Source organism: Chitinophaga rupis, from assembly GCF_900109685.1.
Lineage (GTDB): Bacteria > Bacteroidota > Bacteroidia > Chitinophagales > Chitinophagaceae > Chitinophaga > Chitinophaga rupis.
In genome coordinates this window covers 168,625-181,454 of record NZ_FOBB01000008.1, presented here as the reverse complement: position 1 = coordinate 181,454, position 12,830 = coordinate 168,625, and the positions used below count along the sequence as shown (strand labels likewise).

Here is a 12,830-nt window from a genome sequence, read left to right as displayed (position 1 = left end):
TTTACCGGCTGCCACTACCGCTACTTTCGCATCCACACAGCCATAATAAAGGAAGCATTTATTCCTGAACAACACAAGTTCTTCTATAAAAACCGTAATCCTCACCTCTTAATTGATCGCTGTCAGTGAAAAAGGACGGTCATCCGGAGCGCCTCCCCGTTGTAAAGCAGGCTTGGGGCCCATTACCAGATGCAGCACACCGCCTTTCATAATATCCGAATGCGAGATCCAGTTATGCGTGTAAGGCTGCCCGTTAAGGGTGGCCGACTGGATATACACGTTCTCCAGGCTGTTATGCTCCGCTTCCACTACAAACTGTTTTCCATTTTCCAGGGTGATGGTCATTTTAGGGAACAGGGGGCTGCCGATCACATACTGATCTGTACCCGGGCACACGCTGTAAAAACCTGCAGCGCTCAGCACATACCAGGATGACATTTGCCCCTGGTCCTCATCGCCCGGATAGCCGTTCTCCGTAGCATTGTACATGTTTTGCATGATCTGCCGTACATGCCATTGCGCTTTCCAGGGCTGCCCGGCATAATTATACAGGTATACCAGGTGATGAATAGGCTCATTGCCCTGCGCATGTTGCCCCATCTTAAAAGCCGCCATTTCTGTCATTTCATGGATCACCTGCCCGTAGCCTCCTACTTTGATGGTGCCAGGCACGCTGAACACCGAATCTATTTTAGCGGTAAAATTTGCCTCACCCCCCATGAGGTTAATCAGTCCCTGCACATCATGAAACACAGACCAGGTCCAGTGCCAGGCGTTGCCTTCTGTATAAGGACCGCCCCAATCCAGCGGATCAAAAGGTGTGATCCACCGGCCTTCCTCATCCTTTGCGCGCATAAAACCTGTAGCGGGATCATACAGGTTTTTGTAATTGTACATTTGCCTGCTAAAAATTTGCGCGTAAAAAGGCTGCCCCGTTGCTTTTGCCAGCTGGTACCCGCAAAAATCATCATAGGCAAATTCCAGTGTCCAGGAAGCAGCGCCCTGCGTTTGCTGTGAGTAAGGCACATACCCCAGCTGGTAATATTCCTTCCATCCCGGCCTGCCGTTAGCGCTGCCCCAGGGGCCTTTATTGGTGGCTTCGTGTAAATACGCCTTCAGCGCCTGTTGCGGGTCAAAGGTGCGGATCCCTTTTACCCAAGCATCTGTAAGCAGGGAAATGGCATGATTGCCCAGCATACCGCCTGTTTCCCCCGGGAACGACCATGCAGGCAGCCAGCCGCATTGCTGCTGCGCATCCAGGAGGGCCAGTACATAACGCCCCTGCATGGTGGGATGCAGGATGGTATTCAGCGGGAACTGCCCCCTGAAGGTATCCCAGAAGCCATTATCCGTATACATATACCCGTTATGCACCTTTCCATCATAAGGACTGTAATAATAAGGCTGCCCATCTTTCCCGTATTCAAAAAACTGGTGGGAGAACAGGTTGGCATGATACAAACAGGAATAGAAAGTTGCTTTTCCTTCCTCCGTTGCTCCTTCTATCTTCATGCGGCCCAGCAGAGTATTCCAGATCTTATCTGCAGCGTAGCGCGTATCTTCAAATTTCGCAGCACCGCCCAGCTCACGCTGTAAGGTAAGGGCTGCCTGCTCAGGACTGATATAGGAAGACGCTACTTTGGCCTCCACCTGCTGTCCTGCTGCAAATTCAATATAAGCGCCTGCACCCTCTCCTTCTGCAGCCATACTATCAGCCTGTATGGTATTATGCCTGTTCTCCCAGGTACCATAGCTTTTAAAAGGCTTATTAAAAGTGATCTCAAAATAATTGCGGAAGCCCTGTGGCGCCCAGCGGCAATTATTTACATAACCGGTAATTTTCTGTGAAGCGGGATCAATCTTCACCTGGCTCATTTTCGTATAGCCATCCAATATAAGCATCGCCTTTTTGCCTTTAGGATAAGTGAACCGGAGATGCGCCCCTCTTTCCGTAGGAGAGATCTCTGTTTTTATACCATTATCGAAAACCACCTTATAATATCCCGGCTGTGCTACCTCCTGCTCATGCTTAAACGAAGCCGCCCGTTGATCCTCATCCACCACCAGCTCACCAGCTTCCGGGAAAAGCGAAAAAACAGCATAGTCATTCACCCAGGAGCTGCACTGGTGCGATTGCTGAAAGCCACGGATGGTATGCACAAAATACTGGTATTTCCAGCCATCGCCGTTCTTACCTGTTTGCGGTGTCCAGGTATTCATACCAAACGGCAGCGCAGTTGCAGGATAGGTATTACCATAGGAAAATTCATACTTACTGTTGGTGCCCTGCCTGGTGTTCACATATTGTACCAGGTTATCCTGGCCAAAGCCCGGCAACACAGCTCCCATAACCAATACCAGGCTTACGGATAAATGCTTCATCCTCCTTGTGTTATTTTAGCGAATTAATTTTTAGCCTGATGAATCTCGGACGGTATAAATGAGGATGCTTTTGCAGATCTTTTAAGAACTCCACTGAATTTACATTGTAGCTAATGAGCAGCTCTCCCGGCGCTGAAATAGCCGGGTGTGCCTTGGCGTTATACATGACGTACGTTTTTTCCTCTGCATCGCTGCTGCAATCCCATAACCTGGTAACAGGCCCGAAAGGCCCTACAGGACTGGCGCCTATGCGCATGCTGATGTGAGTACCCATGCCTCCTTCCTGGAATACCAGGATATAACGTCCATCCCCCAACGGAGAAAGGCTTAATTCATTTGATACCTTATCCGTTACATCTGCTGCCTTGCTCATTTCCTTATTCCAGCCCGCTCCATCCCAGAAACGCCACTGGTCAAACTTGTCAAAAGCAGCGGGCTTTACCCTGGCTACCACCATTTGTTTTGCCATGCCATGTACCCCATACACATACACGTAACCATCCGGCGCAAGCGCACCAGCTTTAGCGGTATTCACAAAAATGCCGGCACCGTAAGATCCGGTATGCCCGTCTTTATCCTTGAAAAACAAAGGCGTGTCCATTTCCTTATATCCTTTAAACGGGGGCTTGCTGCCTGCAGGGATCCTGATCAGCGTATTACCTACTTCACGAAAGCCAAACGCTTCTTCAGATACATTCCGGATCCGGTAACCAAAAATGTAAAGGGTATTATCCTGCTCCTGGTTCACAAAACCATCGCCCAGCCAGTAGTAATCTGTTTTCCCGGTTTGGGGAGTATGCGGCTCAAATACGGATATTGCCTCTTCCTTTTCATTAACATCCCATGCAAAATGCATTTTGTTGCTGTCCGGTAAATGCCCCTTCAGTGTAGCCACACTATTATGGATCATCCTGGAACCCGGCAGCAGCGAGTCATTCACAATGCTGCCGATCATAGAATCACTGAATATAAAAAGCAGGCTATCAGATGCCTGATGCTCTTTTCCGTTAAACGGGATGGTGTAGATCCCATCTCCGCCAAACCATCCATTATTCCGGATGAAAAGCGCTGACCATTCCGGTGCTTCCTCTACTTTAAACCGCGGCGGTGTAAGGTCCGGCGTTTGGGCGTGCACACCTGCAAATAATAACGCAGCTACTGCAGTAAACAACATTCTCTTCATATCCATGAAAATTTTTTACGTTGAGAAATAATACCTGCTACCCCGCCGGCTATGAACAGCAAGGCTATCATCTGTGCCTGGCTTAGCTGCATGCCACATACGGGGTACTTTGGCGTGATGCGCAGCAGCTCTATCAAATATCGCTCTGCACCATTCAGTATAAGAAATAAAAAGAACATAGCACCTGCTGTTTTCAACCGTTTCCGCAGCATCCACATTACGCCAAACAACAGGATGCATAAGACCGCTTCATAAAACGGTGTCGGATATACGCCAAGAGGCAGCTCATGGCAATGCTGTAACGTGCAGCCCGGGATATATACACCTGCATCAATGGCGTTATGCGGATAGGTAGAAGCCCAGGCCCATTGCGGCATCCAGGCAGGTTTAACATGCCTGTTCACAATGCCCCAGTCTCCATCACCGGACAGCTGGCAGCCGATCCTTCCGATACCATAAGCCAGCATCATGCCCGGCGAACCTATATCTGCCATATGGATCAGCGGGATCTTATTCCGGTATCCTATGTACAGGTAAGTTAAAGCACCAAAGATCAAACCACCATAATAGGTAAACCCGCTGCGCGACAACAATACCTCCAGCGGCTGGTACCGCAGCTCCTGGAAATGCTCCGCTGTATCAAACAGCTTTGCGCCCAGGAACCCCCAGATGCCCACCATAAAAGTAATGAACGGCATCAGCTGGTAAGGATGAATATAACGAACTATTTCCTTCGGTTCCGCTAACCGGGATCTCTGCCGGTCTATATACACCCATGCGCCCCAAACAAGGGCCAGGATAAGGCCTGCTACTATATTGCCCCGCAAGGAAAGGAAACCGGGCGCAGGATCATCTCCCCGGAAAAGCGCCCACAATACATCCAGTCCTTTATATCCTAACAGGAAGCCCAGGCTCGCATTCAGCAATAGTTCCGGCAGTGATGCGGGCAGCCCCTCCGTTTCTTTAACCGTTATTGCCCGGATAGTGCCATCAGCTTCCTTCCTTTTAAATTCCGCTACAAATACAACATAGGCCCCGGCAAATGCCAGGGCCATCAAGGTACCGAAGGTCTGTAAATTGACCTTTACAGGTATAGGGAATAAATAGCTGACGAGGTCTCCTATAGTCGGGAACATACGGCATATTTTAAAGACTGATCTGCAGCCCCATTATCAGCACACGCTGGTTAATATACGCATCTCCGGCGGTATTGGTGCTGATCTCCGGATCCTGCTGGTATTTACGGTAGTTATCCCAGGTGAACAGGTTGTAGGCGCTCATATAAAGCCTTGCGCTGTTCAATTTGAAAGGTAACAGCCTGGTTGGGAACTGGTAACCAATATCCACCGTTTTCAGGCGCACATAATGCGCATTTACCAGCCAGTAATCTGAAGGGTAATAGGTAGGACTGTTCACAGATGATTTATTGGTGGTAAGCCTGGGATACCCTGCAGCAGCTGCATTCTCAGGCGTCCAGGATTCCAGGTGTACCGGCTGGAACTGCCCGATGAACGGCTCTATACCAGTGCCCGTAATAATAAAGCTATAGTTGAAAGAGCCCTGCAGCAGCACACTCACACTAAAGCCCTTGTAAGATGCCTGCAGGTTTAAACCCAGGTTGGTATTGGGCAAATTGGGATGCCCGATAGCCCGCTGGTCAAAGATATTAATAAAGCCATCCCCGTTCAGATCCTGGTATTTGAGATCGCCTGCATGCAATGGCAGCCCGTTATCCGGGATGGCGACTGTTTTATTACCCGCATTGCTGCCGCCATTTGCATTCTGATAGGTTGCTACATTCGCAAGATCCTGCTCGGTATAATACCCTAAAGAATGATACCCGAATGGCTGGTTCAGCGGCTGGCCCGTGCGTGCCAGCCAGGTGTATGCCGGCGCTGCTTCACTCTCATACAATATTTTATTTTTTGCATAGGAGAATACAAAGTTAGTTCCCCACTGTACATTGCCAATGCTGCTGTGATAGCCTATCTGCCCATCAAAGCCCTGGTTACGTGTACGCCCCACGTTTATAGCCGGCAAGCCTATTCCAATAATATCCGGTACATTGTTAGGCACTATCAGCTGATCGTAACGGATGTTACGGAATACCTCGATGGTAGCGGAAAGCCGGTTATCCTTCAGCATGTTCAGGTCCAGCGCGAGGTTTGTTTCCCGCTGCTTTTCCCATACCACATTGCCGTTGGCCAGGTTGCCCTCATAAAACATGTTATAATTAATGGGCGATTCCCCGAATGGATAGGCACCTGGATTTTGAATGTAGTTCTGCGCATAGATATACCTGTTATTAGGCGCTGCATCTGAACCTACAATGCCATAGGAGCCGCGGATCTTGAACAGTCCAAACACGGGGAAGGCTTCCTTGAAGAACTTTTCACCGGATAAATTATACCCAACGCCTATAGCAGGAAAAAGCCCAAAGCGGTGGTTAGCCGCAAAACGGTCCGTTCCGTTATAGGCGGCTTTCAGGTCTAATAAATATTTGCCGTCATACTCATAATTAGCGGATACAGATACCCCCTGGAACTTTGCCGGTACGCCTACTGATGCGGGATCCAGGTTATCATACGCATCAAAGGTCTGCGACTGCTGATTCAGCAATACCAGGCCGCTCACATGATGTTTGGAATTAAAGGTGCGGTCATAATTGGAAAAGAGCTGCACATTGACATTGGTGGTATAAATATTTGTATTACCACTATAGTAAATATTCGGGAATACATAGGTGCCGCCAGGGTTCAGCAGGTAAGATTTACTGGCCGGATCATAGTGGTAAGATGGAATAGGCCCGTAGTTACCGGTACCCCGGGTGTATTGCTCCTGGCTGGAATAAGCCACCCGCGCGGTAACAGACAATCCATCCGTAATCGCGTTCAGCTGCTGGGTAGCATTGAACATTATGTTATAATCCGTCCGCTTTGCATTCTGGTAACCACCGGTAGCCAGCCTTGCATTCAGGGTAGGCAAATGCCCACTGTTGAAACGCGAGTAGGCGTAAGCGTAAGAGCCATCCGGATTAAGGAAGGGCGCCGTAAAAGGCGTTAAGCGGCTAAAGTCAAACACCTCTGATAAAGCACTGGCCGCACTCAGGTTAGGCGAGTTAGTGGTGGAAAAACGGGTGGTCACATCCAGCCGCAGGTCCAATGTTTTATTGGCCTTCAGATCCAGGTTAGATCTGAAATTATACCGCTTAAAATTGTAGTTGGTATTAACGTTGCCCCGCGGATCAGGGAAACTACGCACCAGCCCACTCTGGTTCAGCGCACCACCGGAAATAAAGTATTTCACCACGTTATTACCACCGGAAATATCCAGGTTAGTATTTTGCTGATAACTATATTGTTTAAAGATCGCATCATACCAGTTCACATTGGGATGCCCGTAAGGATCCTGCCCGGTCTTAAACAGGTTAAGGTCATCCTGAGTAAACTCAGGTGTCAGGCCATCATTTGTCTCTGCCTGGTTGATCAGGGTGGCCGACTGGTAGGCATCCAGGAACTTAGGGATCTTTGTAGGCGTTTGCACCCCGCCTTCCACGCGCACATTGATCTGCGGCTTACCCAGCTTACCACGGCGGGTCGTTACCACCAGCACCCCGTTCGCTCCCTTGATACCATAGATAGCGGTGGTGGAGGCATCTTTCAGCACCGAGATGGAGGCTATCTCATTCACATTGATCTGCTGCAGCTGATCATAGGTATACTCTACATCATCCACAATGATCAGGGGCTTATTGCCTGCAGGGTTCAGCGAGCTTACACCCCGTATATAAAAGTCGGAAGCATCTTTACCCGGCTGCCCTGATCCCTGCTGGGAAAAGAAGCCCGGCAGCCTTCCTGTTAGTGCATTCTGCACATTGGCTGTTGGCACGTTCCTGATCTCCGCTGCGTTGATGGTGCTTACAGAACCGGTATTGGTGATACGGGTGGTTTTGCCGTAACCTACCACCACTACTTCACCCAGCGCCTGGTTATCTGAAGCCATGCTTACATCAATATTCTTCTCCTCGCCTGCAACGTTCAGCTCCCGGGTCACATATCCCACGAAACGGAATACCAGCACATTGGATCTACCCTTTAACGTTACTCTGAACTTACCCCCGGCATCAGTCACCGCCCCGTTACCCGGCATATTCTTCTCGCCCACAGATACCCCGGGCAGCGGCCCCTGGAGATCCCGAACGGTACCGGTGATAACGCGGTTCTGCGCCAGCAAATAACCGGGAATGATATTTATAATTATACAAATGAGCAGTATTATTTTCCGCATATCTGTTTGTTTATAATTTTAGGAATGCAATGGGTTTACTGTCCCGGATTTTGTTTCATATTCGGGTTCTTGGCCACCTCATTGTAAGGGATGGGATACAGATATTGACTGTCTTTAAATACCGTTGTGAGCACCGTAACAGGATTATAGGTAAATGCGTTACCACTCTTTACTACGGATACGCCTGTACGTGGCTTGTTCATCACCGTTCCGGCTATCTTCCACCTGCGGATATCAAAGTACCGGTGCTCTTCAAAGGCAAACTCTATCCGCCATTCATTCTGTATAACAGCTCTCATCTGGTCCCGCGTCATACCAGGCGCCAGGCCATAGTTGCCGCCTGCCCCGGCCTCAATCCCTGCGCGTGCCCTGATGGCATACAGCTGCTCATACACATCTGCCTGCGGCGCGGGTTCTATTTCGTTACGCGCCTCTGCATAGGCCAGCAGCACCTCTGCATACCGCATAATGATCCAATCGGAAGAATGATTGCTGAAGGTGGCGGAAGTTTCAAAATTGCCCATGAACTTGCGCATGTAATAACCGCTTACGGTTTGCTGTAAAGAGGAATTAGGCTTGCTTTGCCCCCCTTCATATGTTTGTACTGTGCCGTTCAGCCATTTGGCACCATTATAGAAAATGGTGGCGGTAAAGCGTGGATCACGTTTTACATCAGACAATACACTATAGGGATCGGATACCAGGTACCCGGAAGCCGGGTCTGTAATGGGCAAGCCGTTCTGCATGGGGAAAGCATCCACCAGCTCCTGTGTGGGGCTGGTATTGCCGGTGCCGCCTGCTGAAAACCCTACAGGCCCATTGCCGGTTTCAATATTGGTGGTGTTGTTCCCCGGCCGGATAAAAATGCGCTCACTGTTATTCTGATCCAGGAAAATACCGGTAAAAGAAGTATGCAGAGCATAGGTATGCAGGTCTATCACGTCCTTTGCAGCCTGCGCTGCCTGCACCCAGCGGTTCGCATCGTAATTCGTATACCCGGTAAGGTTATTGGCGTTGTCAATATTATTACCGTTAAAGAGCGGGCTGGCAGCCAGCAGCAGCGCTTTCATCTTAAGGGTCATAGCGGCTCCCTTTGTAGCGCGGTAGTTATCGGCATCCGCTACCGGGGCTGTGAGCAGGCTATCCCTGATGGCGTCACATTCACTCGTGATATATGAGATACAGTCTGCAAAGCTGCTGCGGGGAAGGCTAAGATCCTCTCCGATATTATATACCTTATCGCCCAGCAGCGGCACGCCGCCATAGCGCCTTACCAGCTCAAAGTAGAAATAGGCCCGCAGGAATCGTGCTTCGCTTCTCCACACCTGGGCGGTTGTAGCGCCATTGGCAAGCCCTCCCTTTACCGGTACTACGCCAATATTATTGATGAAAATATTGGCGTTGCGGATGCCTGCCCAGAAAGATTCCGGTACCCCGGTATTATTAGGCGACTGTGAGAGATTAGTACCTTCCCATAAATTTTCCGAGCCAGGGAAATTGAAAGCAGTTACCGCATTGGTAGCGATGAGGGTAACCGGTATATTGCCGCCTGTTTTGGAAGATACCGCATCATCTGACGCTGCATCCAGGTAATCACCGCCTACCCGGTTATGGCCGTTCTTCACAATGGCATAGATCCCATACAGGAACGACTGCGCATTTACGCCTGCAGAATCCAGCGGATCAAATACATAGTTGCCGGTCACTTTATCAACCGGGAACTGCTCATATTTTTTGCAGGCGCCCAAAATGACTGCCACCAGCAGGAAAACAGCTATTGTATGGATATAATTTCTTTGCATAGCTCAATCTCATTTATAACTTAATATTAACCCCGGCAGTTACCACTCGTTGTATAGGGTAGCTATTGGGCATGACTTCCGGGTCCATTCCCTTAAATCCTGCAATGGTGAACAGGTTCTCCCCATCCAGGAATATCTTTAAACCGGAGATGCGGATCCTTCTCAGCAAACTATAAGGCAATGAATATCCCAGCTCCGCATTGCGCAAGCGTACATAATTGCCATTCTTCAGGTAAAAAGTGGAGAACAGGGAGTTGTTATTTGCCGCAGATACCGCCAGGCGGGAAAGCGTTGCCCTGTCTGCCGTTTCCGGCGTCCAGCGGCCGGTGGCGCTGGCATATGCCTGCCCGTTAGTAGTGGAATAATCCAGGCCAAAATGATCGATCACATTATTCTCTACACTGATCTGCCGGTTAGCCACCCCCTGGATAATAACGCTGAAATTGAATCCCTTGTAATTGGCGCCCAGGGTTACACCGTAAAAAGCCAACGGCTTGCGGCCCCCGATGGTAGACTGGTCAAAGTAGTCAATCACACCATCCCCGTTAAGATCTTTGTACTTGATATCACCGGGGCTGGGGGTATACCCTGCTATATGCGCGCTGGTGGCGGCATCATGCGCATCCTGGTACAGCCCCAATGCCGTATAGCCGTAAAAGGTACCTGATACCGGCAATCCGGTGCGGCTGTTCCAGGCGTATGGCGTTGTCAGCTCGTCGTTGTAAAGGATCTTTGAATAAGCCAGGCTACCATTTGCCGTTACAAAGTAATTGAAATTGCCTGCGTGGTTGTTATAGGTAAGCGACAGCTCTATACCCTGGTAAAGGTTCTTACCAATATTCTCCAACGGGTAAGCAGTACCTAACAGGGCGATGGAGTTACCGCGAAAGCCCAGCACATCAGAATAGCGGTCATGGTAATAATCAGCTGACAGCTGCAAATGGTCATGCAGGAAAGAGATATCCGTACCAATATCCAGCTTATCCCCTTTTTCCCAGGTGATGTATGGATTAGCCAGCGTACCCTCATACTGGTAATACACATTGGTATAGCTGGTGCCTACCTGGTAATTCTTATTATTGTTGTTGGATGAATAGGTTTGTGAATAGGCATAATACAGCGCTGCATTCAGATCAATATTTGCATTGCCTGTTCTTGCATAGGTAGCCCTCCATTTCCAGCCGCTGATCCAGGAAATATTATCTTTTATAAATGATTCACGGCCCATTTCCCAGCCCAGGCCTGCACCATAGAACAGGCCCCACTGGCCGCCGGGAGGGTAACGGTTATTTTTGCTGCCAATAAGTGTGGCATTCACAAAATATTTATTCTCATAATCGTAACCGGCCCTTACGCCTACATTCGTAGTGGTGGAAGCCAGGTCGTAGTTAGCCACAATGGACTTCACATCATATAATGCCTGGGCCGTTACATTACTTTTATTAAAGTGCCGGTCGTAGTTCAGGCTTAATTGTCCAAAGGACTGACGGGAAGTGAATACTGTACGGAATTTGTTGTTCTGGGCAGTAGTTGTGCCATAAATGAGATACTCATTATCGATCAAACCATAGGAAGGATTCTGCAGGCTTCTGTCCAGCGCTGTAATGGACTGGTAAGATAAATTCCCTTTCAGCTTTGCGCTCAGTCCGGGCAATACGCTGTTCAGGTTATAATGCAGGTCTACATTCGCCAGGATATCATTGGTATTATTTTGTGTATATCCCGAGTACTGCGCCCTTGACAACAGGTTATTGCTATAAGGGCCGTTATTGCCGCCGATATTATTACCGCCGAAAGTGCCGTTAGGATTATAAATGGGATAGGCGTTATTGGGCGTGCTATACAGCGCCGACAGCAAGGCATTGTAATCATTTCCGGGCTCCCGCGCATTCTGCACACGGCCAAACAATTGCAGGTCTACATCCAGGTTTTTATTAACCTGCACGCCGATGTCGGAATTGATGATGTAACGCTTTAAGCTGTTGTTGGTATTATAAGTAATATCCGGGCTGGTTTTGAAGATGCCTTCCTGGTCAAAATAGCTCAGTGATACGGAATAGCGGGCTACGTTCGTTCCCCCGTTCACGTTTAGCTTATAATTGGAAATGGGAGAATAGTTCCGCAGCAGGGTATTAAACCAGTTCACATCCGGATGACCAATGGGATCAGTATGGTTCCGGTAAGCATTGAAATCCTCCGCGCTATACAGCGCCGGCTTACCGTCATTTGCCAGCGTTTCATTCAGCAGATAGGCATACTGGTAGGCCGGCAGCGGCTTTGGCATGCCTAATGACTGCTGTACGCCGGATTGCGCCGTAAACGAAATACGCGGGCGTCCCAGCTCTCCCCGCCGGGTAGTGACCAGCACCACGGGATGTGAGCTGTTATTACCCAGCAATAAGGTGGAGAAGCCATCTTTCAGCACTGAAATGGATTCGATGGATTCCGGATCAATTGAAGAAATCTCCCGCTGCACGCCGTCTATTACCGTTATAGGCGTTTGCCCGCGTACGCTCAGGGCTATCTCTGAATTATCTGTAGACCGGTTGTTATTGGAGCCTGCATTTACCAGTGTTTGTCCAATAACCTCGGGAGAAGATATTTCCTTTACATTGAAAGATGTGAACCCGCTATTCTGTTTGGTGTACACACCGGCCAGCTGACCCGGGAACGCATATACGTACAGGGAAGCAGGCGTGGTGGTGAGCTGGTTGGTGTAGATGGTGGATACTGCACCCGGCACGTGGGAACGGTCTACCCGCTCATACAGCATGTTCACCTCCTTTGGCGATTTCAGGAAAGCATCTGTTAGCTGCACATCCAGGGGCTCTCCAGCATTTACGGGTAATTCACGGGTATAGTAATCCTTATACGAAAACACCAGCGTGACGCCTGCCGGCGCATCTATTTCAAAATGCCCGTTCTCATTCGTGAATACCGCAGCTGCTTTATTTTTAACGCGGACGCTTACACCGGGCAGGGGTTCATTAAATTCATTCACAACAGTGCCATTTGCCCATCCCGGATGAGCAATGCCCTTTGTGGTGGTATCCTGTGAAGACTGAAAGGCACGCGTAGCATGCGGAAGCGCCAGCAGACAGGCTACACCGATCAGGCATATATTATAGTACCAAGAGCGCATAGAATCAGGTTTTAAACGATGATTTTGGTAGCGG

At 49.3% G+C, this 12,830-nt stretch carries 6 protein-coding genes; all 6 read right to left on the bottom strand.

Translation table 11 applies throughout. From position 1 onward, the window contains the following. Nucleotides 1-108: 108 nt before the first annotated feature. Genes BMZ54_RS25415 through BMZ54_RS25390 form a run of 6 tightly spaced genes read right to left on the bottom strand, consistent with a single transcriptional unit; the run spans nucleotide 109 to nucleotide 12,796 of the window. Nucleotides 109-2,382 (bottom strand): GH92 family glycosyl hydrolase, encoded by a 2,274-nt coding sequence (locus BMZ54_RS25415; protein ID WP_089918781.1) that lies wholly within the window; start codon nucleotides 2,380-2,382, stop codon nucleotides 109-111. A 10-nt stretch (nucleotides 2,383-2,392) separates the two neighbouring features. Then, on the bottom strand, nucleotides 2,393-3,565 hold the full coding sequence (locus tag BMZ54_RS25410) for a DUF4185 domain-containing protein (RefSeq protein ID WP_162277666.1): 1,173 nt from the start codon (nucleotides 3,563-3,565) through the stop codon (nucleotides 2,393-2,395). Then, nucleotides 3,562-4,701 carry a prolipoprotein diacylglyceryl transferase gene (locus tag BMZ54_RS25405; RefSeq protein WP_089918778.1) on the bottom strand — a complete coding sequence of 380 codons (1,140 nt, stop codon included), beginning with the start codon at nucleotides 4,699-4,701 and terminating at the stop codon, nucleotides 3,562-3,564. Before BMZ54_RS25405 ends, BMZ54_RS25410 begins: the two co-directional genes overlap by 4 nt. A 10-nt stretch (nucleotides 4,702-4,711) precedes the next feature. Next, entirely contained in the window at nucleotides 4,712-7,852 is a 3,141-nt protein-coding gene (locus tag BMZ54_RS25400) for a SusC/RagA family TonB-linked outer membrane protein (RefSeq protein ID WP_089918776.1), read from the bottom strand. 35 nt (nucleotides 7,853-7,887) lie between these two features. After that, nucleotides 7,888-9,654, bottom strand: coding sequence for a RagB/SusD family nutrient uptake outer membrane protein (locus BMZ54_RS25395; protein WP_089918774.1), 1,767 nt, complete (start codon nucleotides 9,652-9,654; stop codon nucleotides 7,888-7,890). A gap of 13 nt (nucleotides 9,655-9,667) precedes the next feature. Beyond that, on the bottom strand, nucleotides 9,668-12,796 hold the full coding sequence (locus tag BMZ54_RS25390) for a SusC/RagA family TonB-linked outer membrane protein (RefSeq protein ID WP_162277665.1): 3,129 nt from the start codon (nucleotides 12,794-12,796) through the stop codon (nucleotides 9,668-9,670). Nucleotides 12,797-12,830: the final 34 nt, after the last annotated feature.